Below are 26,027 nucleotides of genomic sequence, written 5' to 3'. Positions count from 1 at the left end.
AAATGCTTATAACAAACTCCCATCCTTTTGCTCCTTATGCAACTGATGATATTTTACTCATCTGTCGCACTTGGCGCGAGATTCTGCCAAAATTTAAGAGAGTTACCAATTATATGGATTACGCGAGTAGTTTGACTAATGCTTGCGCGCCAGCAGTTGAAGATGCAGGATTTTGTCCCGTAATTAGATGGCCATCAACGATAACAAAACTTTGCCAATTAGGTTTTTTTTCGAATAGCCCTCCTAATCGTTTCAACTCATCTTCTACGAGAAATGGAACTACTTCTGTGAGCTGTACTTCTTCCTCTTCACTGTTGGTGAAGCCTGTCACACGTTTTCCTTTGACAAGAGGAATCTCTTTATAATTGACATGTCGCAACACTCCTGGAGCATGACATACTAAAGCAACAGGTTTTTCAGAATTATAAAATGATTCAATTAAACTGATTGACTCAGCACTTTCTGCAAGATCCCACAAAGGACCATGACCACCGGGATAGAATAGCGCATCAAAATATTCTGCTTTCACATTCGCAAGTTTGATTGTTTGGGATAGCTCTTTTTGGGCCCGCTCGTCTTGCTTGAATCGCTGCATAGCCGGAGTCTGATTTTCAGGTAAATCACTCTTTGGATCAATAGGAGGCAGCCCACCTTTAGGTGAGGCTAATGTGAGTTCAACACCGGCATCTTTGAATACAAAATAGGGCGCTGCAAACTCCTCCAACCAGAATCCTGTTTTACGACCCGTATTACCGAGCATATCATGTGAGGTCAGCACCATTAATATTTTCATTCACTTCTCCTCGTTAGAATGCTGCAGATGACAAAGCTCTTTCAGTATAATACACAGTTAATTAAGCTACATTTATCTAAACTAATGGAAGGAATTTAATCAATGGATCATGACATGGGGGGAATATAAGAAAAATGATGAAATGATACTGTTTCTAGCAATGGGATTAATGGCAGTATTGACGAGGAAGGTATAAATGTGGAGTAAGATTCTACTAGAGAGCTGTAGTGTTTCAACTTTCGGAAAAGAATATTCTATTGAGGGCCTGGTGTGTACGTCGGCCCCATTTTGTGATAACGAAAGATTTTTTCTCATAAACTTCGACGGTTCGTTCAAAAGGTGTGGCACGTGTCTTATAAGTCGGTAGATTCTTTAAATTAGCTTACTCATTTATTAGTGGTAAAACATTATCTTGGTGATTCTTTTTACTAATTTCTCTTACCGTATAATAGCGCTACTTGCTTGAATTTTGCTTCCTTTAAAGTTAAATCTCACCTTATCGCCTTTCTGGTAATAGGCAACAAATCGTTGTTGGATAGGTTCCATCGGTTTTGCTTTAAGAATAATCTGGTTAGAGGGCTCGCCATTTAAGGCTCCTTCTTGCTTTAATCCACTGCGAAGTAGTAGGGTAATTTCTTCTCTATTGGCAGTGTAGGGGCAAATAATAATGTCTCAAGTAAAGAAAAAATATTGGTCAAATAAGTATCTCAAATGGCTTTTTTGTAAAAAAATATAGCAATATTGTTAAGAAAAAGGGTATAATACACCAACTTTGATTAACCAAATTGTTCCATGATTGCTATATTTGAAGCTTACCGGGCGGGTTTACTACAACGCCAGTATTGGTTACGTAATATCATTTCCGGGGTCATTGTTGGGGTAGTTGCGCTACCACTTGCCATGGCTTTTGCCATTGCCTCGGGGGCTAAACCAGAGCAAGGTCTTTACACTGCAATAGTGGCAGGGGCACTAGTGTCTTTGCTAGGGGGCAGTCGTTTGCAAATTGCTGGACCTACGGGGGCTTTCATTGTTATTTTGTCGGGAATCACCGCAAAATATGGCATAGATGGCTTGCAAATTGCGACTTTGATGGCTGGCGTTATATTGCTGTTCTTAGGTTTTGCGCGCTTAGGCACAGTAATTAAATTTATTCCTGATCCCGTTATTGTTGGTTTTACCTCCGGTATTGCAGTTATTATTTGGGTTGGTCAATGGAAAGATTTCTTTGGTTTGCCGGCTGTCACGGGAAATCATTTTCACGAAAAGTTTTGGCATCTTCTACAAGTATTTCCCCAGCTGAGCCTGACAACCACAATTTTGGCAACAGTGTCTTTATTGCTAGTACGCTACTCTTTTAAATTGCCAGGATTAAAGCGTGTTCCTGGGCCTTTAGTCGCTTTAGTGGTCGCAACTAGTTTGCAAGCAATATTTCAGTTTGAAAGTGTTGCAACTATTGGCAGCACTTTTGGTGGAATCCCTCAGGGCCTACCTAGTTTCCATTGGCCTGAGATTACCATGGCGCGCTTGAGTGAATTAATGGGACCTGCATTTGCCATTGCTATGCTTGGTGCGATTGAATCCTTACTTTCTGCTGTCGTAGCTGATGGTATGGCAGGTACGCGACATAATTCTAATCAAGAATTAATTGGCCAAGGTATTGCAAATATAGCAGCGCCTTTATTTGGTGGGTTTGCCGCGACAGGGGCTATTGCCAGAACTGCGACGAATATTCGTAATGGCGGAAGCAGTCCTTTAGCAGGAATTATACATACCATTACTTTGGTCGTAATCATCATGTTCCTTGCGCCTTTGGCAGTTCATGTGCCTTTGGCAGTACTTGCTGCAATTTTATTTGTTGTTGCCTGGAATATGAGTGAGGCTAAACATTTTATCAAAATGCTCAAACGTGCTCCGCGAGCGGATGTCGTAATCTTGTTGATAACTTTTGTTTTAACGATTGGCGTCGATTTAGTTGTCGCTGTTTATGTAGGCGTTATTTTGGCAACATTTCAATTCTTAAGACGTATGGCTATAAGTGTTGAAGTTCAGGCAATGAGTCATCAGGAATTGCAAAAGCAGCTAAAAAACCAGGGATTAAATAATTTACCTGAAGAAGTTTTAGTTTATTCCGTTGAAGGTCCTTTTTTCTTTGGTGCTGCAGAGAAATTTGAGCATGCGCTTGAAAGTACTCATACCGAGCCTAAAACTTTAATCATTCGCTTAGGGTGGGTGCCTTTTATGGATATTACGGGTCTACAAACCCTGGAAGAAGTGATTATTAATCTTAAGCAACGCCAGGTACGTGTATTATTAACAGGGGCTAATTCTAAAGTATACACTAAGCTTGAAAAAGCAGGAATTATTGCGTTAGTGGGGCAAGAGAATGTTACGTCTGAGTTTTCGCAAGCACTAAAAATCTGTTCGCAACAATTTGCTCCTAATGTTGACTTACTACTTCAACCTCATCTTCAAGGGGTTGACTAAAAAGTTGCGCTAAATTAATTGACAGTGCTTTTTGAAGTTCAATGTCAGTTTTATCCAAAACCTTGCACCAAGGTGTTGGATGAACTTCCTCCTCTTGTTGAAGTTCAATATGAGTGGGCAAACGATAAGGCAAATGCTGGGTTAGCCAATATAGGCTAACCTGGCTTAAATCACGGCTTAACATCAGCTCATCAATATCTGTATTATGTAGTAAGCCCGAGCCGATTAATTCATTAATCATATCATCAACATTTATGGCAAAAGGCCGTGAACTGGCATGAATTAATGCCTCTCGTGTTAAGCCGTGCCCCGATTTTTGCGCAAGCCAAAGTTGATATAACCAGAGTAATGCATGAGAAAAACCATCAATTGGTGTTCCTGGACGTCTTTTATAATGCACTGACAGCGCATAGCTAATTTCAGCTCCTAATAGGGTAATAACCCATACCCAGTAGACCCAAACAAAAAAAATGGGTACAGTGGCGAAAGCGCCATAAAGTAATTGGTAGGTATCATATTGGGTTAAATAATATGCAAATGCTTGCTTAGCAGATTCAAATAGAATTGCTGCCACTATGCCACCCCATAAACCATGAATGATTTTGACAGGACAATTAGGAACAACAACATACAAAAATGTGAAGCCAACAAGGGATAAAAGAAAAGGAATACTATTAAGAAAAAGCAAGGGTGCATGATGTTCTTGGATAAAGGGAATCGATAGGACATAAGAGCTTGCAGCTAAGCTTAATCCGAGTAAAACAGGCGCCAGAGATAGGATGGCCCAATAGAGTAAAAAGGCAGCAACTCCTCTCCTGGAGGTATGGGTTTTCCAAATTCTATTCATGGCTTTTTCTATTGTAACCATGACTAACAAGGCTGTAACGAATAAAAATGCCACTCCCCAAATCGATAGTTTTGATACTTGAGCCGAAAATTGCTGTAGATAGTCTTGAATAATTTTGCCTGTGGCTGGAACAAAGTTTTCAAAAATAAAATCTTGAACGGGACCTGATAAATTTTGGAACACGGGAAATGAAGACAACAGTGCTAGACCCACACTCATTAAGGGAACGACTGCAAGAAGGCTAGTAAATGCCAAAGCTGAAGCCCTATAGGTGCAATCGTCTTTGATAAAATGCTCTATCACAAATAAAATAAAGCGCTTTGCTTCATGAAATTTAGTGATGCTTTTATTTTTCCAATCCGTGAAAAAATTAGCGATTTGTTTCATTTATCACCACCTAAATTCATTGATTCTTAACTGGCGAATATCTTGTCTAATATTGCATAACCTAAGCCAAAATAGCTAATCTTATCTCTCTTTTTTGCTGAGTTAGACAAATTCGCATATAACATTTAGCACAGTCAATTTAATGATTGATCATTGCTTTATCGGAAATTTTAAAGGATTCTTAGCTAAAATTTGTTTAAAAGGGTGGGAAGAAATGCTTACTGTATATCATAATCCTCGATGCTCGAAATCACGTGCTTGCCTGCAGCTGCTGCAAGAGGCTTCTATTCCTGTAGAGATAATAGACTATACTCGTCAAGGCCTTTCCTATGAGCTATTGCAAACTTTTGCAAAACAATTGAGCCTTGATAATATACTTCGCAAAAATGAACCCTTCTATAAAGAATTAAACTTGGCCACAGCCGATGAGCAAACCATTTTAAACGCTATAATTGCTCACCCACAGCTTTTACAACGACCGATTGTGGTGTCGGGTGAGCAAATGCTCCTTGCCCGTCCCCCAGAAAAAGTATTAGACTTCGTCCGCATTTCTCAATAAGAGACGAGAGTCTATTGGAGTTTGTTTATGGCTAACCCTTATATCTTGGTTCTTTATTACTCTCGTTACGGTGCTACCGCCCAATTGGCGCAATACATAGCTCGAGGTATTGAGAGTATTGATGGTATTGAAGCGAAACTTCGCACAGTTCCACCCGTTTCACCCACATGTGAAGCAGTGGATAAGTCCATCCCCGATAGTGGGGCACCTTATGTGACTTTAGATGATTTGCGAGATTGTCAGGGATTAGCGCTCGGGAGCCCTACGCGCTTTGGTAATATGGCATCGCCATTAAAATATTTTTTAGATACTACAACCCCTTTATGGCTTGCCGGAGATTTGGTCGATAAGCCTGCCTGTGTTTTTTCCTCCTCTGCTTCCATGCATGGAGGTCAGGAAACTACCTTAACGAGCATGATATTACCCTTGTTACATCACGGAATGATGATTATTGGTTTGCCCTATACAGAACCTAGTCTTAATACTACTCAGACTGGAGGTACACCTTATGGGGTTACTCATGTTGCAGGGACTTCAAGTAATAATCCTCTGAGTCAGGACGAAATTATACTGGCTAAACAATTGGGCAAGCGCCTGGGTAAAATTGCAAAGAGGTTAAGCTTATAACTCTTTTTTTGTACGGTGAAGTTGTGAAAGTAATTACTTTTAATGCGAATGGGGTTCGCGCTGCGGCACGAAAAGGGTTTTATGATTGGTTAGCTACCCAGGATCCTGATTTTGTCTGCATCCAGGAAACTAAAGCACAAATGGGGGAGAAGTTCGATGACCTCTATTATCCGAAAGGTTACCATTGTGAATATTACGATGCGCAAAAGAAAGGGTACAGTGGAGTAGCAATTTATGCGCGACATAAGCCGTTGCGAATTGTAAAAGGTCTCGGGTTTGACTATTGTGATAATGAGGGGCGTTATCTGCAATTTGATTATCCTAACTTAAGCATAGTTTCTCTTTATTTGCCCTCCGGTACTAGTGGGGATGTGCGTCAAGCGGTCAAATATGATTTTTTAGAACGCTTTGCTAAGCATTTAGTCAATTTAAAAAATGAGGGACGAGAATTAATTCTTTGTGGGGATTACAATATTGCCCATAAAAAAATTGATTTGAAAAATTGGCGAGGAAATCAAAAGAACTCCGGATTTTTGCCTCAAGAGAGGGCTTGGATGGATGAGCTTTTTGGTCCCATGGGTTTTGTTGATGCATTTAGAGTAGTTAACCAAGAAGAAGAGCAATATACTTGGTGGTCTTACCGCAGTCCCACTGCACGAGAAAAAAATGTGGGGTGGAGAATAGATTATCAAGTTGTCACTCCAGGATTAATTGATAGCGTAGTCAGCGCCACTATTTACCGTGATATGCGTTGGTCTGATCATGCACCTTTAATGATTGAGTACGCAGGAGATTGGTATGCTTAAAATTGCAAGTTGGAATGTGAACTCTATAAAAATACGGCTTGAGCATGTATTAAATTGGCTCAAATCTACAGAGCTCGATATTTTAGCTTTACAGGAAACAAAACTTGTTGATGAACTTTTTCCTACGAATATATTTGCTGAATTAGGTTATCACGTGGCTTTTACCGGACAGAAAACCTACAATGGCGTAGCGATTATTAGCCGACATCCAATTACAGAGATAGTAAGCGAACTGCCTGAGTTTGTGGATCCGCAACGACGAGTACTAGCAGCAACAATAGCTGGTATACGTCTTATTAATCTTTATGTGCCTAATGGCTCAGAATTAACTTCAGACAAATACATTTATAAATTAGCATGGCTAGAAAAAACTATCGCTTTTATTAAGCAACAGCTAGTTCTTTATCCAAAACTTGTAGTTCTCGGTGATTTTAATATAGCTCCCGAAGATAGAGACGTTCATGACCCTCTGGAATGGCAACATGGTGTGATGGTTAGTCCTGCTGAACGCAAAGCATTTGCTAATTTATTAGCACTCGGTTTAACGGATGCTTTTCGTAATTTTCCTCAGGAAGAGCAAGCTTTCAGTTGGTGGGATTATCGTGCGGGTTCATTTCGACGTAACAGAGGATTACGAATAGATCATATTTTATTGAGCAATGAATTAAATCACTTATGTACGTCATCGATCATCGACAAAGTACCTCGCAAATGGGAGCGCCCCTCCGATCATGCGCCTGTGTTGGTGGAAATAACCCACACATCTGAACAAGCAGGATAACAAGAATAGAGGCCGCTTTCAGGAGAGTTTTCTTGCTATTTACCCTAGCGGGTGTTATTTATGAAGTTTCATGATACAAGGATGATAAAATGTATAAATTTATTGCGAGTGGATTGTTGGCATTAATAACTTCTTCGGTTTCTTTTGGTCTTCAAGCGGAGTCTGCTGAAGAAGTTTTGACACTCGGTAAGACTACTTCAGCTTCTACGCAACAAGCAATGACTCCTCAGGAAGCTTTGAAGCGCTTGAAAGAAGGGAATCAGCGTTTTTTAAGTAATTCAATGCGAGAGAGAGACTATCTAGCCCAAGCTAAACGTTCTTCCTATGGTCAATATCCGTGGGCAGTGGTTCTCAATTGTATGGATTCGCGTTCTGTTCCCGAGCTAATTTTTGATCAAGGCCTCGCGGATTTGTTTACCATACGTGTCGCTGGCAACATTGTGAATGAAGATATTTTAGGTAGCATGGAATACGCAACGAAAGCGGTTGGTTCGCGCTTAATTGTTGTTTTAGGTCATACTTCTTGTGGTGCCATGGCAGGTGCTTGTGAAGATGTAACACTTGGACATCTCGACCATGTATTAGATAAAATCAAACCAGTCGTAGCGCCTACTAAAAAAGAGACGGGCTTAAAAGATTGTTCTAAACCTGAATTAATGAATGCAATTGCTAAAAATAATGCTTTAAATGTAGCCCGAAAAGTTCTGGATCAAAGTCCTATTATCAAAGGTTTAGTTGAAAAAGGACAAATTGGTATCGTTGCCGGAATACATGATCTTAAAACCGGAAAAGTGACTTTTTTTGAAGAAGGACGGCTTTTACCAGAGAAGAAAAATTGATCTATAATAGAAATTCTGATAATGTTGCGCGTCTTATTATAAGAGTATGGTGCCTGGCATAAGTTCAGGTGGCGATACTCGTTTGAAAACTAGAGAGTAGTATTATGAAAGCGTCTATCCATCCAGATTATAAAACTATTAACGTGACTTGCAGTTGCGGTGAAAAATTCGAAACTCGCTCTACGTTAGCTCATGATCTAAATATTGAAGTTTGTGCAAATTGCCACCCATTTTATACTGGAAAGCAAAAACTAGTAGATACTGGTGGTCGAGTTCAAAAATTCCGCGATCGTTACAATCTGAAAAAATAATAGAAAAAATTAATTTTTATATAAAAATTGAAAAAAGTGTAAAGAGGCGCAGCAAGTTTGCGCCTTTTTTTTGCAAAATGACTGTTCATCGCTAACTTTTTTCTATATGATTTTTCGCCGGGCTGTCCGAAAAGAGAGTAGATACTTTGGATAAAGATGTATTAAAAGAACGCGCATTGGAATACCATGAATTCCCAACTCCTGGGAAATTGGCTGTTCACGTCACTAAATCAACAAATTCGCAAGATGATTTGTCGCTGGCCTATACTCCCGGTGTAGCTGAACCAGTGCTTGCTATTGCTGAGAATCCTGAGGATGCGTTTCGCTATACAGCCAAAGGAAATCTGGTGGCGGTGATGACTAATGGCACGGCTGTTCTAGGTTTAGGGAATGTAGGACCTTTGGCCAGTAAGCCTGTTATGGAAGGTAAAGCAGTTTTATTTAAACGTTTTGCGGATATTGATGTCTTTGACATTGAGGTCGATGCTGAAGATTCTCAGGCCTTTATCGCGACTGCAAAACGTATATCACCCAGTTTTGGTGGTATTAATCTTGAAGATATTAAAGCACCAGAATGCTTTGAAATCGAACAGGCATTGATCGAGCAATTAAGTATTCCCGTTTTTCATGATGACCAACACGGTACGGCTATTGTCGTTGCCGCTGGTTTGTTAAATGCCCTCGAGTTACAGCAAAAGAAACTGTCAGAAGTAAATATCGTATGCATTGGTGCTGGAGCAGCGGGGATTGCATCTATGCGTCTTTTGGTCGCTTTAGGTGCTGATAAAGAAAAAATGCTTCTTTTAGATACAAAAGGGGTTATTCATTCAGGGCGAGAAGATCTCAACCCTTACAAATTTGCCTTTGCTCGCAAAACAGACAAGCGTACCCTTGCTGATGCGATGAAAGATGCCGATGTATTTATTGGAGTGGCGAAACCTGATTTGCTCGATGCAGAGCTTTTGCAGTTAATGGCTCCAAGACCAGTTATTTTTGCATTATCAAATCCTGATCCAGAGATACGTCCTGAAGTTGCACATCGAGTTCGTGATGATTTAGTCATTGCTACAGGGCGTAGTGATTTTCCAAATCAGGTGAATAATGTACTTTGCTTTCCTTATATCTTCCGCGGAGCGCTAGATGTTCGTGCTACGTGCATCAACCAATCAATGCAGATTGCTGCTGTTGAAGCGATCCGTCAGCTGGTGCAAGAACCAGTTCCTCAAATTGTTAAGGACAATTATCCCGGTGTAACAAACTGGGATTTTGGTCCTCATTACATCATCCCCAAACCTATCGATCCTCGTCTAAAAGAACGGGTGGCACTTGCGGTTGCCAAAGCGGCGATAGCAAGTGGTGTCAGCCGAGCTGAATTCGCTAAAGCATATTAAGTTTTCAGTATCGTGCTTAACCAAGAAAGAAATGAAGGAGCTCATTTTGCATAGTAATAATGAAAAAAAATACATGTTTTTGGCCTGGCTAATTTGTGGCTTAGGTGCAGTGTATTACAGTTACGAATATTTTTTGCGAATTTCACCTAGTGTGATGGAACATGCGTTGCGAGATCATTTTAATTTGTCAGCAACAGGTTTTGGATTGCTTTCGGCATTTTATTATTATGCTTATGTACCATTACAATTGCCTGTTGGTGTGCTTTTGGATCGTTATGGTCCCAGGCTATTAATAACACTTGCATGCTTTATCTGTGTGGTTGGTACCTTTATTTTTGCAGGAACTACCGTATTTTGGATTGCAGCGGCAGGTCGATTTTTAGTGGGATTTGGTTCAGCCTTTGCGTTTGTAGGGGTACTAAAGTTAGCCACTATTTGGTTGCCTGAAGATAAATTGGCCATGGTTTCAGGACTGGCTGCTGCTCTAGGTACTATTGGTGCGATGATTGGGGACAACCTACTCGGTAACTTAGTTATGCAGATAGGCTGGCGAGAAACTGTTAATTTAACAGCCTATGTCGGGATTGGTTTAATTTTCGTTTTATGGTTTGGAATAAGAGACAAGAAAAGCCATCAACGAAAAAGTGGTACGGTCGACAATTTCAAGAAAAGTATGATTGATCTTGGAATTATTGCCCGCAATAAGCAGATTTGGATTAATGGTATGTTTGGTTGTTTGGTTTATTTACCGACAACTGTTTTTGCAGAGTTATGGGGTATTCCTTACCTAAAGCATGCGCATAACTTGTCGCAAGCGGGCGCTGATTTTGCAAATTCTCTGCTATTCTTGGGTTTTACCATTGGTGCCCCCTTAATGGGTTACATTTCAGATAAATTGAAACGCCGTAAAGCGCCTATGCTGTTTGGTGCGACCGGTGCAGGTATCGTAATGATGATAGTTCTTTATTTACCTGGTTTAACTGAGATGCATATTAATATCCTGATGTTTCTTTTGGGATTATTATACAGCGCGCAATGTATTGTTTTTGCTGTAGGCCGTGAGCTTAGTCCTAATGAAGCTGCAGGAACAGCAATGGCGATGACCAATATGATAGTGATGCTGGGGGCGATGTTTTTGCAGCCTTTGGTCGGGCGTTTGTTGGATCTGAGTTTATCAACACACCTTGCTAATGTGCCTTTGCAAGATATCCCTGTTGATAAGCTGCAACAGATGTACACAGCTGACGACTATCAATTCGCACTATCAATAATTCCAATTGGAATTATTATTGCTGCTATATTAACCTTCTTCTTAAAAGAAACTTATGCTAATGCAGATAACTAATACTATTAGTAGAAGGCAAGCTTTACTCGGCAGTTTAATCTGTGCCGTTGGAGCTTTCTTCTACTGCTATGAATTTGTCCTAAGAATTATTCCTGGGGCTCTACAGAGTGAATTAAGTGCTGCATTTGGTCACATCTCAGCAACAACATTTGGCCAATTGTCTGCCTTGTATTATTTTGCTTATTCACCAATGCAATTACCAGTGGGTATGTTGATGGATCGTTTTGGTCCACGACGCTTACTCACTTTTGCCTGCTTTTGTTGCGCGATTGGTTCATGGATGTTTAGTATTACTTCATCCATGTTCATTGCAGGTAGTGGTCGTTTTTTAGTCGGATTTGGCTCTTCTTTTGCTTTCGTCGGTGTTTTATCGCTGGCCATGCATTGGTTGCCACGGCGATATTTCTCGCTGGTAGCTGGTTTGATTACGACATTAGGTATGCTTGGTCTTGTTTATGGTGAAGTAAAAATTACCAATATGGCAATGACTATGGGATGGCATCATGTACTTAATCTTATGGTAGTAATAGGTGCTGTCTTAACAGTGATTACTTTCTTTGTGGTGCGGGATGGTCCAGAGGGACATTTATCTCATAAAAACCCCTTGCCTGAGTTTTTTGCCAATGTCTGGTCTGTGTTGACATCGCCTCAGGTTTGGTTAATTGGTTTTGTCGGTGCTTGCTTGTATACCTCTTTGTCGGTATTCGGCGAGTTATGGGGTAAAAGTTATTTAGAGCAAGCTCATCATTTAACGAAAGTAGAAGCTGCAAGGACAGTATCAGCGATGTTTTTAGGTTGGGCAGTGGGTGCACCTATTGCTGGATATTTATCCGATCGCAGTGGTCGCCGCGTTCTTCCATTGGCTATCGGTGCGGTTTTGGCTCTATTTTGCATTAGTCTTGTCCTCTATTATCCAGGAATATCTTATTTCTGGCTAAATGTATTGTTGTTCCTATATGGTGCATTTAGCGCAACAGAAATTATTGTCTTTATTATGGGTAAGGAGAACAGTGGGGCTAAATTGTCCGGTACAGTATTTGCCGCTGTGAACATGATAGTAACTTTGGGTGGTGTTGTTTTCCAACCACTCGTAGGGAAACTTCTGGATAGCTTTGGTGATAGTGGGATTGTAGAGGGAGAGCATATTTATACAGTTGTTGATTATCAGATTGCTCTTTCAGTTCTGCCTATTTCTCTTTTGCTAGTCACCATTCTTGCTTTTTTTATGAAAGATGCAAGGTCAACATCCCATTAGGTGAGAGTTCCCGCGGCATTGACCGCGGGCACTTTAACAATGACTAAAGATAGCAACCAACTCCTGAGCGGCTTGACGTTTTGATGCTCGACAACTAATTAACCGACTGACCGGAAAGGAAATAATTTTACTATGGCGGTAATGATGCCTGGTAAAGTCAGTGTCATGATTAGAGATAATAACGGTGATGCCTCGCGCTGCACTTTCTGCTGCTAAGAGCGCTAAATCAATTTGATCGGCTTCTTTAAATTTTTTATTGGTATAAGAGACAAAATTTGCGCTAGCAGATAAGGGTACATAGGGAGGATCGCAATAAATTAAATCTCCCGGTTCCGCCCGTGCAAATGTTTGGCGAAAGTCACCGAGACAAAATTCAGCATTGAGACTTTTTTGATAGAAATATTGCATTTCTGAGCGAGGGAAATAAGGCTTACTGTAGCGACCAAAAGGAACATTATAAATCCCTCGCTGATTATAACGGCATAGACCGTTGTAACCATGTCTATTCAAATAAAGAAACAACGCAGCTTTATAACGTAAATCAGTACTCTGATTAAAATTTTCGCGCAGCTGGTAATAGGTTTGTTCGCAATTGTTTTCTCTGGAAAAAAAATGTGCGCAATAATCAATAAATGGAAGTCCTTCTTGTTGCAGAAATTTAAATAACATCACCAAGTCATTATTTTCTTCAGCAAGTAAATAGTAGGGATAATCTGAGTTCATGAAGATAGCCCCGGAACCAGTAAATGGCTCTATAAGGCGTTTGGCCGGAGGTAAAGAGCTAAGTATCGTTTCTATACAGCGATATTTGTTACCCGCCCACTTTAGAAATGGCTTTGTTTTAATCATAACGAAAACATTCATTAATACCTACGAAGTATTACTCAATATTCATTAAATGAACAGAGGTAAAGAAGGATTCATAGTAACATTAGTTCTCTATTCTTCAGCAAGATGGCTAATGTGGTTGACGCTATCTATATGCTCTGGTTATGATTCAGGCACATCGATTAGACGCTGGATAAGTAAAGTGCACGAGCTTAGCGAATTGCTTAGACCTTCATGGGGATCTGAGAAATGGATTTTGGAAGGCTGGAATGAAATTTCCACAGAGGAGAAGGCTTTGATCAAAAGCCGCATGGATAAATTATTTAAGAATGGTCTGCCGTTTGAATTAAAACATGAAAAGATTTTATATATCTATACATTCTCAATGTTGGCTCAACTCGAAGTATTGGCAATCCAGGTGCCTTTAAAGTTTGAAGCAAAGATGTCTTCGCCTGAACATAGACAGCGTATGCGAACTCAGCTACTCGATGAAATTTTTCATGGGATGGTTTTTACCAAAATTTTATACTTACTTTGTGCTCCTCATGCACTGCCTCCTGCGTATAATGAAGGCATAGAGGTTTTATGTAATTTTATTCGAGATGAAGAATGCCCCAAGGTCGCAGTGGTACTGTTAAATTTAATAGGTGAAGGTTGGATTGAAGAAATTTTTAATAGTCTGCAAAGGGCAGATATTGCTCCAGAAGTATTTACAACAATCATTGAAGATGAGCATCGCCATGTTAGTGAAGCAGATTTATATCAAGACATTGGTTTGCCCGATATGGAGGTTGTCCGTACCAAACTGGAGTTTTTAGAAAAGCAGCTACTGACTAATATTTTTTTACAATACAAATATATGGTTTCCATTTCCGCGATATTAGGAGTAGAGGGAGCATTGCAATTTCTTCAATGTTTAAATGAAAAACATACACAGCAACTTGCCAAAATTAGTCTTGAGCCTAGTGAAAACTGGCGTTTCTTTATGAAAGTGGGGGAAGAGCTGTTCCCACGAGTCCGAGATTATACACAGGCTTATTACGAGCTTGAAATGACCCCTATTCGTAAAGTTTTTATGACACAATGGGACAACCCTAGTGATCCAACAATGGTTGGCCAATTTGATCTTAATGTTTCTCGTCTTGATTTTTTCAATAAAAAATTTCCGCCTGAAACTTTAACTCTTCTAATGCTACAAACCATTAGCAAAGGTATGAGTGAGAATAGTTCGTGGCGTTCTTTTTTAACTCATGGGAAATTGTATCAAAGCAAAGAAGCCTATGTCGGTTTGATAGTAAAATTACCTGATTGCCAGGATCATATGGGAACAATTGTTTTTGAAAATTGTCACCAGATGGCGGTACAACAGTTGGGTGTGAAAATTAGAAATATCTTAAAGATGATGGTTTTTTGCTTTAAGAAACGTGAACAGCTTGAGAAAGAACATCCCTTCTTGATGACTATTGTTGATAAAGGGTTGTATGAGTTTAATAATGATTCTTACGATTATCCAATGCCGGGTAACGCAGTAATTTCTCTAAGTAATATTGGTCATTTCGGCTATAAACAGACAAAGTCTCCACTTCGTGCTAATGAGTCAATTAAATGCACTATTCTTGAGATAGAGCGCAGGCCTGTATGGAATAAGGACACTCAAACTTTTGAGCCGGAGGATATGCTTCCTGTCTCTGTTAGCGGCGATCATCGTATTTTTGATGGCAATTCTCCGGTACCAAAGATACTTGCCCAATGTTTCGATGAGATGTTTGCGAAAATGATTGATGATCGCTCAATAGAGGCCAACTCGCCACCTAATCCTGATGGGAAATTTGTGAAGTTGTTCGAACAGCTGATCGCTAATAATTTAGAGCTTGGTTATAAGGCCTTGCTTGCGTTGCAAACCTATTGGGTAGATGCACTGTCCCTTGAAGACTTACTCAATAGTAATTTAGCAAAAAAGATGATGGCTCATTTTAAGTAGTTTGCTTAAAACTATAATCATTTTGAGATACTGCTAATTGGCCATACAAGCTAATGAGTTGATTAATTAGTTTGGGAAAGTGATTTTCAAGATTTTCTCTTTTAGTCACATTTGGAAGGCAGCAATTCGTGTCAAATTGCAAGTATCAGCAAACCTATGCCTATAGCTGCTATTACTCCTAAGCCTAAATTGCCGCCTGGAACTAACCAAACTCCACCAGTGGGATCAACTCGACGTGCGCGCCAGGTCATTATCGCTGGTAGCAACAGCAATAAAATCACACAGCAAATACCGGCATAACTTAAGGCATGAAGGTAAATGCCTGGATTAATAAGTACAACAGCTAAAGGAGGAACAAAGGTAAGTGCTAATGTTGATTTGCCTTGGATCCCGGATTTTTTTAAGGTGAGTCCATCAGCCAAAAAATCAAATAAACCAATTGAAACACCTAAGAAGGCGGTTACCATGCAAATAGAGGTAAAAAAGCCAAAAAAACCGGTAATCCATTGGCTATTGACAGCTCCCGATAAAGCATTTGTTAAGCCACTCGTAGCATGTTCATTAGTCATTAGTGCGACTAAACCCCCTTCGCCATCTCGCTGCACAACTCCCATGATTACTGCATCCCAAAGGATGTAGCAAGTTAGAGGAATTAGCGAACCGAATAAGATAACTTTTCGTAAGGTCTTTACGTCATCATTAAAATATTCTCGTAAGCTTGGCACGATAGAGGCGAAGCCAAAGGAAGTCACCAAGATCATTAAACTGCCTGTGATCGCTCTTACTGAGCCACCATTTAAACTATTTAGGTTGACGTGGGGACTTATAATAATCACCAGCAATACATACACACCTAATTTTCCAAACATGAGGCCACGATTGACGTAATCAACCGCTCGAATTCCTCCATAAACAACCAGGCTAAAAATTACTGTAAAAATAAACGAAGTTAACCAATTTGGTAGGTCAATATGCGCTTTTGCTAAAATACTACCTAAGACATCGCTACCGCCAGAAATATAAGCTGCTAATAAGGTATAGAGAAGAAAAAGATAAGTAATCCAGGCAATAACCTGCCCAGGAACGCCCAATGTTGATTTAGCCATTGAGACCATGTTGCTTCCTGAGGGTAGGCGTAAATTCACCTCAAGAATTAATAGGGCTCCTACGGTCATAATGAGCCAACACATGATTAGAAAGAAAACGGAGTTGGTAAATCCTACTTCGGCAGTTGATACAGGCAAAGCCAACATTCCACCACCGATTGAGGTGCCAACAATTAGTAGGATACCACCAAGGAATTTTGAGTTAGGCACAATTACATCCATTTAGTTAAAAAATTAAACAATATGATAAAATAAGATACTCCGTCATGTCAATAGCCTCTTATTCTACTTAGCTAGAATACACATTTAGCTAATTAATTGCCAACCAGTGTTAGCTAGAAGCGCAATGGAAAAAATAATAACTATCCATTGCGAAAGTTTGCCTCCTGGAACTTTATATTGGGGCGAGAATTTTTTTCGTCCAAATACGGTCATCAAGGCAGGTAATAGCAATAGCAAGATTACACAAAAAATTCCAGCATAATTTAAAGCATGGATATAAGCGCCTGGATAATAAATTACAATGAGAAGCGGAGGGAGAAATGTTAGAAGAAATAAACCGAGCCCTTGACGTCCGTGCTGCTCCATATTCAAACCATCGGCCAAGAAACTGATAAGACACAATGAAACCCCTAAGAAGGCGGTTAGCATGCAAATAGAAGTAAAGAAATTAAATAGTGAGCTAATCAGTGTATTATTGACAGTACTTGAAAGATTACTGGCCAATGCGCTGGTTGTGTGTTCATCATGCATTAACGCTGCTAAGCCTTCTGCTGGCAAAGTGCCCATAATTACTGCATCCCAGGCTAGGTAGCACAGTAGTGGGATAAGCGAGCCAATTAACACAACTTTTTTCAAAGCTTTGATGTCATCATTAAAATAGTCACGCAGGTTAGGTACAATAATTGCAAAGCCAAACGAGGTGATTAAAATCATTACGGTGCCTGCAATTAATCGATAGTCTCCCCCTTGAAAATTATGAAGATTCACATGTGGGGTTATTAAAACAACCAAGATAAAGTAAGCTGCTAATTTACCGAACATTAAGGCGCGATTTAATAAGTCAACGCGGCGGATGCCGCCATAAACTACTAAACCAAAAAGAAAAGTAAATAGAGTACTGGCTTCCCACGAATTGAGAGTAATCCCGATTTGTTTAAATAAACTGCCAAAGACATCAGCACCACCCGAGATATAGGCGGATAATAAGGTATAAAGTAAAAATAAATAACTTAGCCAGGCAGTAAGAAGTCCGGGGCCTCCCAACGTAGAAGCTGCCATTGAAACCATATGTTTACCTGGAGGAAGATAAAGGTTAGCTTCCAGAATAAATAAAGCACCCAAAGTCATTACTGCCCAACAAATCAGTAAGAAAAGCGAAGATTGCCAAAAACCAGTTGCGGAATTGGCTACAGGTAAAGCTAGCATGCCCCCGCCAATAGAGGTTCCAACAATCAAAAGGATGCCACCAATAAATCTGGATTTCATATACACCTACCAGTTAAAAACTTAAATAAAACGACCTATTTTACATAGCCAGTATAAGCAACAGGTTGAGGGGCCTGAGCCGAGCAGCTATAGAAAACTTGAATTTCCAAACGACGATTTTGCGCACTACCATGGACAAGTTTGTTATCTGACACGGGATATTTGTCCCCATAACCCTCAGCATTTAACCGCTGCGCTGGAATGTCATTAGCCCATAAAAATGTCAACATCGCTTCTGCTTGCGCTTGTGTCAGCGTGTTCTTATGGTAACGAGAGCCAACGTCGTTAGTAAATCCAGCCACATAGATAGAACAGCAAGGGGGAAATGTTTTTATCAATTTAATGAGCAAGGCTAAGCCTGGGAAGCACAGTTGATTCAATCGTGCGCTATTAAACAGGAAATAGCGATCAGTAGGCACGACAAGAGTTACTGTATCGCCATACTGAATGTATTGAATTTCATGTTGCTGAAGTTGTTTGATAATAGCGGGTTTACTATCTTTATAAAGACCTACCCCTGCTCCTATTGCGCCACCAGCAGCAGTGCCGGCTAGAACAGGTCCCCCTGCGACTGCCAGGGCCGTGGTACCAACCACAGCTCCTGGTGGGGTGGTTACATAAACCCGACGATAAGGCTTAAAGTTATTATAAGGAGGGTGATACCTATAGCAACTACTTAAAGCTAAACAGATTAAGCTAATGAAGACTAATGGCTTCATAGCACGCTTTTGAAACATTCCCACTCCTTATGTAGATGAATTTTTTCATTATTAAGCATCCATCCTGATTTCGCAATCGACACGTCAGTTTTTCAGCATTATCAACCATAGGAAGGCAAAATAATTTTGTAAAACTCTACGCAATGTGCTCTTGTTTGGATATAGTGGTAGTAAAAATAATAACTAGTTTGATATGACAACAAAAAATTTCTCATTCCCTTTGGCTCTGGGAGCTTTAGGGGTCGTTTATGGCGATATAGGGACTAGTCCTCTTTACGCTATTCGAGAAACTCTGAGTGGACTTCCCATCAATGCAGTTGACGTTTTGGGAATACTATCACTGATTCTTTGGTCATTGATTATAGTTATTTCAATTAAATACTTAGTCTTTGTATTTCGTGCTGACAATGATGGCGAAGGCGGTATTCTAGCCTTGTTAGCATTGCTGAAGCAGAAGAAAACAAAACATGAATACCTTTTTTATTTGCTAGCTATCTTTGGTGCGGGCCTTATTATTGGTGATGGTATGCTAACCCCCGCTATTTCAGTAACCTCAGCAGTTGAGGGTTTAAAAATTGTTTCAAATAAATTCGATGATCTAATTATTCCTTTAGCTTGCACGATTCTCATTATTCTTTTCATCATGCAGGCTAAAGGAACAGGAAAAATTGGTTCTGCTTTTGGTCCTATCCTTTTGTTGTGGTTTATCACGATAGGAACTTTAGGTGCCATTCAAATAATCAATAACCCTGTGGTTTTGCAGGCGTTCAGCCCACATTATGCTTGGCAATTTCTTCATACGCAGGGGTTAAGGGGGTATTTTTTATTAGGCGGGGTTTTTTTGGCGATAACAGGCGGTGAAGCGCTTTATGCTGACATTGGCCATTTTGGTAAAAATGCAATCCGCTATAGCTGGTTTTTTGTCGCTTTACCTGGTTTACTGCTCAACTATTTCGGCCAGGCAGCCAATCTTCTGCTACATCCTGAGGCTATTGAAAATCCCTTTTATTTTCTTGCTCCGGATTGGTTTTTTATCCCTTTATTAATACTTTCTACTGCCGCTACAGTAATTGCTTCCCAGGCGGTAATAACAGCAACATTTTCAATTACCAAGCAAGCCGTGTTGTTGGGACTTTATCCAAGACTTCCGATTATCCAAACTTCCAAAGAGCATGCGGGGCAGATTTATATACCTCAGGTTAATTTTTTCCTTCTTATTGGAACACTGATTCTTATTTTTACCTTCAAAAGCTCAAGTGGTATGGCACATGCCTATGGAATTGCAGTTAATCTGGATATGTTATTGACTAGCATGATGGTAGCCTATGCTGCGAGGAAAGTTTGGCATTGGTCTTTATTTCATGTAATCGGCATATTTAGTTTGTTCATTTTTATTGATATCGCATTTTTAGGTGCTAATTTCCATAAATTTTTGACCGGGGGCTGGGTACCTGTTCTCTTTGCTTTTGCTGTCGCTGTAGTGATGTTTACCTGGAACAATGGTATGCAATTTTTGCAAAAGAATTTTTATATGCAAAAAGAGGACATCACAAGGATAATTAAACAGCTTCGTTATAGAGCATTTAACCAATTGCCAGGAGTGACAGGTATTTTTATTACCGATACTTACGATCAAAGTGGTGGTAGCTTCCTTCATTTTTTAAAGTTAAGTCTTGCCGTTCCGGAAAATATTCTTATCGTTAATTATAAGGTTGAGAATAGGCCCTATGTGCGTGATAAGAGCCGATTCAAATTCCATCAGTTAGCGCCTAAAATTTGCCAGCTGACGTTGCGTTATGGATTTATGGATACTATTTCTATCCCAGAAGCTTTACAGTTGTTGAACGAGAAGAAATTGTTATCTTTTGAAGTGAATGTCGAGAACGCAACTTATTTAGTCGAAATTCCTAATGTGATGGCTTCTAGGGCTAAAAGAACATTAAGCTTTTATTGGCAGGAAAAATTATTCGCATTCCTCATGCGCAATTACTCTGCAAATCTTAATATAGAATTTTATAAGCTACCTTATAATAGAACGATTGCTATTGGTACTTATTGTATTATATAAAAAGAGTAGAGTGAGTGTTGTTGGCAATACTCACTCTTTGATTTTATTCTTAATGATTACCTGCAGGACTGCAACCATTCGATAAGGGATTTGTGGGTACAACAACCTGGACATTAATTCCTTTAATGGTTGGGCTATTGCGCGCTTCTTGTAAATAATCAACCAAAGGAACGTCAACTACACGGCCATGGATCGAGGATGCTTCTCTAAAGTAAAGGGTGCCATTTTTCCAAAAGGCGAAGCCTAAATGGGAGACATTCAAATTCGTACCAATCGCTTCCTGCAGATTCCAATTGGGACGTACTATCTCGATAATTGCCGCATGTGGAATTTGTGAAAACAAATATTGATTGGCTTTACCATTATTATCGAACAGTGAAGTTAGCGGAATATAAGCCAAATGAGAATTTATCTTGGTTAATTTGCTACCTCTATTTTTTAAATCAGTTAATCGTTGTAGCTGCTCTTTTTCATCACCAGGATACAAACGGATGTTTTTAAGGGTAAGATGTTGATACCAGGAGGGTTTGTCAATCAATGTATTATCTATTTGGGCAACGGGTTGATTATTAATATCCTTAAAATTTTCTGTAATATCTTTAACAAAACCTTGTCGTTGATTGTTTAGGTTCCAATCAAGCCCGGTAAAATGATTACGGCTAGTATAGGCGACATGGCCATTCTCATAGCGAATTTTACATAAGCATTGTTTGAAATCACGGGTATCGCTGGCTAATGCCAAAGCCAGTACGGTTGTTACATAAGTATCACAATCAAAGGCATCAACACGATACCGGGGGGCTTGATCAAAACGGGCTTTCACTCCTTCACCTAATGCTCCCAGCAAGTATTCTTTGCCTAAAAAGTGAGCGCTTATAGCATCAAGCCGTGCTGCCATATCAAATTTCGGTATGTTGTTCAAGTTGTGGTATAGTTCGCTAATCATTTCGTTGGCTTGTTCCTGCTTTGGATGGACATGCGCGAAAGCTTTAAAAGACAAAAGGGCGAAACAACTAAGATAGATAATTTGCTGGAATGATTTTATTCGATAGTAAAATGAGCCCATGTTTTTCTTCCAGTTAACAAAAAGGACATATTTTAACCTGTCTAGGGTTGGGGGACAACAATGCTCAATGCGATATGGTTATCGATGGTTTTTCTTTCCGTGATTGTTGGGTTAATTCAGGGGCGGCTTGATCAAGTCGTGCATGCTGTTACGGATTCAGCAAAGCTTGGGTTTGAAGTTGCTTTAGGTTTAACCGGCATTATGACTTTATGGTTAGGAATCATGGGGATCGCTTCAGAATCAGGCTTGGTTAATCGCTTTGCAAGAAACTTAAGACCCATTATGCGACCATTATTCCCTGATGTTCCTACCGATCATCCAGCTATGGGGGCAATGATTTTAAATATTGCCGCAAATATGTTGGGGTTGGCAAATGCGGCGACACCTTTTGGGTTGCAGGCAATGAAGGAATTACAATCGCTTAACAAAAATGCACAACAAGCAAGTGATGCTATGTGTACCTTTCTTGCAATTAATACATCTAGTGTGCAATTGATTCCTGCGACAGCTATCGCGTTTTTAGCTGCAAATGGTAGTTTGCATCCTAGCAGTATCATTGTTAGTTCTTTAGGCGCAACCACTATCTCCACCATTGTTGCTATCGTTGCTGTAAAGCAGCTAGCTAAGTTGCCTGGCTATCGTATCAAAGGACAAATTACCAATGAATAATTTTGCGAATCAGATTTCAAATTGGTTATTTCTCGCTTTTATTGTAGGTATACCACTTTATGGTGCGATTAAAAAAATAAATGTGTTTGATGCTTTTACCACAGGTGCAAAACAGGGGTTTGAAACGGTTATCAATATTATTCCCTACCTGATTGCTATGCTCGTTGCCATTGGAATGTTGCGTGCTTCAGGTTTTTTTGAACTTCTAAGTGAATTTCTTGGCCCAGTTTTATCGACTTTGGGAATGCCGACAGACTTATTACCGTTAGCACTAATGAGACCTTTTTCAGGAAGTGCTTCGACTGGAATTATGGCTGAGGTTATCCATCAGCATGGAGGTGATGCTTTCATCTCTAAAATGGCGGCTACAATGATGGGGAGTACGGAAACAACCTTTTATGTCATTGCGGTTTATTTCGGGGTTGTTGGAATCAAACGGACAAGACACGCGATTCCTGCAGGGCTTTTAGCAGATTTGGCAGGAATTATTGCTAGTGTAGTGATTTGTCGTTATTTATTTACTTAAGTTTGTGCTAATTCAATAAAACACGAGCCGTGATTTTTTCTTCGCTGCTCATGTATTTCTATGTCAATCATCCAAACTCTTAGCGTTTTGCAACCTGAGTTGTTCCACCTTTCAACTGAGCGAGAAGTTTTGCTGAGTTGGCTTTAAAGGCAGCCATTTCTCTCCCAGAAATCGGAAAGCCGCGTGGTAAATCAACAGTGGTAGGGTTTCTGGGCTGGTGGTTAATATGAAATTCATAGTGACAGTGAGGACCAGAGGCTAACCCTGTTTGGCCGACGTAACCAATAACTTGTCCGCGTTTAACAAAAGTTCCTCGAGATATTCCTTTCTGAAACTTCAACATATGGCCATAGATGCTACTGTAGGATTTATTGTGGCTAATTTTAATCATATTACCGTAGCCACTTTGGCGGCCGATGATTTCAATGCGTCCGTCTCCGGTAGCACGGATGGGCGTGCCTATTGGAGCTGCAAGATCAACACCTTTATGGGCTCGGCGATAGTGCAGAATGGGGTGATAGCGAGAAAGACTAAAAGTAGAGCTTATATGACTAAATCGAAGAGGGTAGCGATCGAAAGCTTTCTTTAAACTGACACCTTGTGGAGAGTAGTAATCTGTGTGTCCGGTTCTATCGGTATGTCGGACAGCCTGATAAGTTTTTCCTCGCGTGCGATAACTAACAGCCATAACTTCACCAGCCCCTACCAATTTATCTTTAATGTAAAGCGCTTGATAAACAATGGTAAATTGATCGCCTGCTCGGATATCCTTGGCAAAATTAATGTCCCAGGTAAATATTTCTGTCATTTGTTGAACAAGCTTATAAGGAATGTTGTTACGTTTTGCTGTACCGAACAGAGAACCGCGCACTGTTGCGGTGACTACACGATTACGACTCTCGGTCTTATGTAAATTAATCTTGCTTTTATAACGTTGTCCTTCACGGTAGACAACAAGGTATTGGGTGTTTGATACAGGTAGTATCATTTTTTCCAGCGTTTTCTTTGTTATCAGCAACTCTAATTGCTGATCGGTTTTTAAACGCGATAGCATTTTGGCGTGAGGATTATCACGCATGATAATTTGTAGGGTTTGAGGGCTTAACCCCTCTCGTTTAAATACGGTAGCCAGTGAATCGCCACTGCGTGTCTTAATAATTTTCCAGCCATTGTTTGCTACTGGAACTACTGTGGAAGGCGCTTTTGTGGGGATTTGTGATTTAGATGTTTCCACAGGGAGTTTTTGTGCAGTTGTCGTCTTGGTTTTAGGTGGTATTGGCCCTGCTGGAGTTATATCTTTTATTGACAATTTGGCATTGGCAAGTGATGAGGATGGTTTGCGTTCTTCCTTAATAATAAGGTTAGTTACTTCAGGCTTTTCTTCTGGCTCAGCAATTGCAGGAGTTGGTAACTCGCTTTGAGAGTAACTGGCTTTATGTTTGTGCGGAAAAGATTTAACTAATATAAAAGGCAAGGCGAACGCAATCACCAAAGCAATTAGAGCCATCAATTTAGATGGTTTATTTAAACTTTGTAATGAGACACTGGGTTGTTGATCCATGTTTCGCCTTTACTATTGTCATCCTGGAGAATGCTGTTATTAAAATGCTACAGTAAACTTATTACAGTCATCTTCTGGTTCTGACCGCTTAGTTAAGGTACTTCAACCCAATCTTTTGAGATTGATGAATCAGCCACAACTAGTCATTACCACTAAAAAGCCTAAGCTTTTAAACTATCCTAATACTACCCTCTAGCGAGAATAGAATAACCGGGCTAAGATACTCGCTGTAAGATGTTAGGTCAATCATTAAAAGTAAGGTTTTGTTGTCATGATTAACGAAGTCTCAGTATATTCTGAATTAAAACGCGGCTGTGAAGAGATTCTGCCCGAGCAAGAATTAGAAAAAAAATTACAAAAATCACAACCCTTAATTATAAAAGCAGGTTTTGATCCAACTGCTCCTGATCTTCATCTAGGACATACAGTTCTTCTAAATAAATTACGTCAATTTCAATTGTATGGCCACAAAGTAATTTTTTTAATAGGCGATTTCACTGCAAGAATAGGTGATCCGACAGGAAAAAATGTAACACGGATGCCTTTAAGCGAAGAAGCAGTAGTTGAAAATGCAAAAACTTATCAACAGCAAGTTTTTAAAATTCTTGATCCTGAGAAAACAACCATAGCCTTTAATTCAGAATGGTTAGGAAAACTGAATGCCGCTGATCTGATTCGTTTGGCTGCAACGCATACGGTAGCTAGGATGCTTGAGAGAGACGATTTTAATAAGCGTTATACCTCAGAACAACCCATTGCTATCCACGAATTTCTATATCCTCTTATCCAAGGCTATGATTCTGTCATCTTAAAGGCAGATATTGAGCTTGGCGGAACTGATCAAAAATTTAATTTATTAATGGGACGAGAATTACAAAAACATTATGGTCAAGAACCACAAGTAATTATGATGACGCCTTTAATTGAAGGGTTAGATGGCGTTAAGAAAATGTCGAAATCATTAAATAATTATATTGGTATCAGTGAGCCTGCTGAAATGATGTTTGGTAAAATTATGTCAATTTCTGATGAGTTGATGTGGCGCTATATCGATTTATTAAGTTTTAAATCAGGCACTGAGATTACGGCAGTTAGAAAAGCTGTTAATGAGGGATTAAATCCGCGAGATGTAAAAATTGATTTGGCAAAAGAATTAATCACTCGTTTCCATAGTAAAGAAGAAGCTGAAAAAGCTCATCAAGCATTTATTGAACGATTTCAAAAAGGGGAAATTCCAGAGGATATTGTCGAGCAAACCATAGTTTGTTCAGATTCAATAGGGATTGCGCAACTTCTTAAACAGCTTGATTTGACAAAAAGTACTTCAGAATCTATAAGACTCACTGGTCAAGGTGCTGTTAAGCTTGATGGGGAGCGAGTTACCGATGCCTTTATGACACTCCCGGCGGGTCAAACCCACATAATTCAAGTTGGAAAACGTCGAATTGCTAAAGTGCATTTACAAAAAGCAGACTGAGCAAAAAATTTATTTGAAATAAAATAAAAAAGTGTTTGACAAGGAAGTGTAGATGAGTAGAATACGCATCACGCCTTCGGGGCGGGTTCATTAAGAAGAGAGAAGACAAACTG

At 39.8% G+C, this 26,027-nt stretch carries 23 protein-coding genes; 15 read left to right on the top strand and 8 right to left on the bottom strand.

The window, feature by feature from the left end; all coding sequences use genetic code 11:
- Window positions 1-118: 118 nt before the first annotated feature.
- Window positions 119-793, bottom strand: a complete 675-nt coding sequence (locus Lbru_RS00365; RefSeq protein WP_058440196.1) for a type 1 glutamine amidotransferase domain-containing protein — start codon at window positions 791-793, stop codon at window positions 119-121.
- Window positions 794-1,585: 792 nt separating this feature from the next.
- Here Lbru_RS00365 and Lbru_RS00360 point away from each other — a divergent pair.
- A complete protein-coding gene (locus Lbru_RS00360; RefSeq protein ID WP_058440195.1) occupies window positions 1,586-3,277 on the top strand; it encodes a SulP family inorganic anion transporter in 1,692 nt (563 codons plus the stop codon).
- Here Lbru_RS00360 and Lbru_RS00355 read toward each other — a convergent pair.
- Window positions 3,231-4,511 (bottom strand): YihY family inner membrane protein, encoded by a 1,281-nt coding sequence (locus Lbru_RS00355; RefSeq protein ID WP_058440194.1) that lies wholly within the window; start codon window positions 4,509-4,511, stop codon window positions 3,231-3,233. The genes Lbru_RS00360 and Lbru_RS00355 overlap by 47 nt on opposite strands.
- A 214-nt stretch (window positions 4,512-4,725) precedes the next feature.
- Between Lbru_RS00355 and arsC the strand changes: the two genes are divergently transcribed.
- The 9 genes from arsC to Lbru_RS00310 all read left to right on the top strand — a co-directional run bounded on the left by arsC (window position 4,726) and on the right by Lbru_RS00310 (window position 12,425).
- A complete protein-coding gene (gene arsC / locus Lbru_RS00350) occupies window positions 4,726-5,070 on the top strand; it encodes an arsenate reductase (glutaredoxin) (protein WP_065235399.1) in 345 nt (114 codons plus the stop codon).
- A gap of 27 nt (window positions 5,071-5,097) precedes the next feature.
- Entirely contained in the window at window positions 5,098-5,697 is a 600-nt protein-coding gene (gene wrbA / locus Lbru_RS00345) for an NAD(P)H:quinone oxidoreductase (RefSeq protein WP_058440192.1), read from the top strand.
- Window positions 5,698-5,720: 23 nt separating this feature from the next.
- A complete protein-coding gene (locus Lbru_RS00340; RefSeq protein WP_058440191.1) occupies window positions 5,721-6,503 on the top strand; it encodes an exodeoxyribonuclease III in 783 nt (260 codons plus the stop codon).
- Entirely contained in the window at window positions 6,496-7,284 is a 789-nt protein-coding gene (xth, locus tag Lbru_RS00335; RefSeq protein WP_058440190.1) for an exodeoxyribonuclease III, read from the top strand. The genes Lbru_RS00340 and xth overlap by 8 nt, the downstream gene beginning before the upstream one ends.
- 89 nt (window positions 7,285-7,373) lie before the next feature.
- Entirely contained in the window at window positions 7,374-8,123 is a 750-nt protein-coding gene (locus Lbru_RS00330; protein ID WP_058440189.1) for a carbonic anhydrase, read from the top strand.
- A gap of 104 nt (window positions 8,124-8,227) precedes the next feature.
- Window positions 8,228-8,434: a 50S ribosomal protein L31 gene (rpmE, locus tag Lbru_RS00325; protein WP_058440188.1), complete on the top strand. Its 207-nt coding sequence runs from the start codon at window positions 8,228-8,230 to the stop codon at window positions 8,432-8,434.
- Window positions 8,435-8,580: 146 nt separating this feature from the next.
- The gene (locus Lbru_RS00320; RefSeq protein ID WP_058440187.1) at window positions 8,581-9,825 is read left to right on the top strand and encodes a malic enzyme-like NAD(P)-binding protein; all 1,245 of its coding nucleotides are present in this window, start codon (window positions 8,581-8,583) and stop codon (window positions 9,823-9,825) included.
- Between the two features lie 46 nt (window positions 9,826-9,871).
- Complete coding sequence (locus tag Lbru_RS00315) at window positions 9,872-11,170, top strand: MFS transporter (protein WP_058440198.1); 1,299 nt, start codon at window positions 9,872-9,874, stop codon at window positions 11,168-11,170.
- Window positions 11,157-12,425 carry an MFS transporter gene (locus Lbru_RS00310; RefSeq protein WP_058440197.1) on the top strand — a complete coding sequence of 423 codons (1,269 nt, stop codon included), beginning with the start codon at window positions 11,157-11,159 and terminating at the stop codon, window positions 12,423-12,425. Before Lbru_RS00315 ends, Lbru_RS00310 begins: the two co-directional genes overlap by 14 nt.
- Window positions 12,426-12,458: 33 nt before the next feature.
- Here the strand turns inward: Lbru_RS00310 and Lbru_RS00305 are convergent, their stop codons facing one another.
- Window positions 12,459-13,274 (bottom strand): Dam family site-specific DNA-(adenine-N6)-methyltransferase, encoded by an 816-nt coding sequence (locus Lbru_RS00305; RefSeq protein ID WP_058440186.1) that lies wholly within the window; start codon window positions 13,272-13,274, stop codon window positions 12,459-12,461.
- 112 nt (window positions 13,275-13,386) lie between these two features.
- Between Lbru_RS00305 and Lbru_RS00300 the strand changes: the two genes are divergently transcribed.
- Entirely contained in the window at window positions 13,387-15,234 is a 1,848-nt protein-coding gene (locus tag Lbru_RS00300; RefSeq protein WP_238583792.1) for a 2-oxo acid dehydrogenase subunit E2, read from the top strand.
- A 131-nt stretch (window positions 15,235-15,365) separates the two neighbouring features.
- Here Lbru_RS00300 and Lbru_RS00295 read toward each other — a convergent pair whose 3' ends face one another.
- The 3 genes from Lbru_RS00295 to cmpA all read right to left on the bottom strand — a co-directional run bounded on the left by Lbru_RS00295 (window position 15,366) and on the right by cmpA (window position 18,565).
- Window positions 15,366-16,550, bottom strand: a complete 1,185-nt coding sequence (locus tag Lbru_RS00295) for an amino acid permease (RefSeq protein ID WP_058440184.1) — start codon at window positions 16,548-16,550, stop codon at window positions 15,366-15,368.
- Between the two features lie 96 nt (window positions 16,551-16,646).
- The gene (locus tag Lbru_RS00290; protein ID WP_058440183.1) at window positions 16,647-17,828 is read right to left on the bottom strand and encodes an amino acid permease; all 1,182 of its coding nucleotides are present in this window, start codon (window positions 17,826-17,828) and stop codon (window positions 16,647-16,649) included.
- A 35-nt stretch (window positions 17,829-17,863) separates the two neighbouring features.
- Window positions 17,864-18,565, bottom strand: coding sequence for a C-OmpA-like family protein CmpA (gene cmpA / locus Lbru_RS00285; protein ID WP_058440182.1), 702 nt, complete (start codon window positions 18,563-18,565; stop codon window positions 17,864-17,866).
- Window positions 18,566-18,740: 175 nt separating this feature from the next.
- On the opposite strand from cmpA, the gene Lbru_RS00280 reads away from it, so the two are divergent.
- Window positions 18,741-20,615 (top strand): potassium transporter Kup, encoded by a 1,875-nt coding sequence (locus Lbru_RS00280; protein ID WP_058440181.1) that lies wholly within the window; start codon window positions 18,741-18,743, stop codon window positions 20,613-20,615.
- 49 nt (window positions 20,616-20,664) lie between these two features.
- Here the strand turns inward: Lbru_RS00280 and Lbru_RS00275 are convergent, their stop codons facing one another.
- Window positions 20,665-21,681 (bottom strand): N-acetylmuramoyl-L-alanine amidase-like domain-containing protein, encoded by a 1,017-nt coding sequence (locus Lbru_RS00275; protein ID WP_058440180.1) that lies wholly within the window; start codon window positions 21,679-21,681, stop codon window positions 20,665-20,667.
- Window positions 21,682-21,741: 60 nt separating this feature from the next.
- On the opposite strand from Lbru_RS00275, the gene Lbru_RS00270 reads away from it, so the two are divergent.
- Together Lbru_RS00270 and Lbru_RS00265 are read left to right on the top strand one after the other, a co-directional pair.
- Complete coding sequence (locus Lbru_RS00270) at window positions 21,742-22,350, top strand: nucleoside recognition domain-containing protein (RefSeq protein WP_058440179.1); 609 nt, start codon at window positions 21,742-21,744, stop codon at window positions 22,348-22,350.
- Window positions 22,343-22,876, top strand: a complete 534-nt coding sequence (locus Lbru_RS00265; protein WP_058440178.1) for a spore maturation protein — start codon at window positions 22,343-22,345, stop codon at window positions 22,874-22,876. The genes Lbru_RS00270 and Lbru_RS00265 overlap by 8 nt, the downstream gene beginning before the upstream one ends.
- A 79-nt stretch (window positions 22,877-22,955) precedes the next feature.
- On the opposite strand, the gene Lbru_RS00260 is transcribed toward Lbru_RS00265, so the two are convergent.
- A complete protein-coding gene (locus Lbru_RS00260; RefSeq protein ID WP_058440177.1) occupies window positions 22,956-24,437 on the bottom strand; it encodes a peptidoglycan DD-metalloendopeptidase family protein in 1,482 nt (493 codons plus the stop codon).
- A 271-nt stretch (window positions 24,438-24,708) separates the two neighbouring features.
- On the opposite strand from Lbru_RS00260, the gene tyrS reads away from it, so the two are divergent.
- Window positions 24,709-25,914 (top strand): tyrosine--tRNA ligase, encoded by a 1,206-nt coding sequence (tyrS, locus tag Lbru_RS00255; RefSeq protein WP_058440176.1) that lies wholly within the window; start codon window positions 24,709-24,711, stop codon window positions 25,912-25,914.
- Window positions 25,915-26,027: the final 113 nt, after the last annotated feature.

Source organism: Legionella brunensis (assembly GCF_001467025.1).
In the GTDB taxonomy this organism is placed as follows: domain Bacteria; phylum Pseudomonadota; class Gammaproteobacteria; order Legionellales; family Legionellaceae; genus Tatlockia; species Tatlockia brunensis.
Note: the sequence above shows the minus strand (reverse complement) of the source record. Positions and strands in the feature narration are given on the sequence as shown.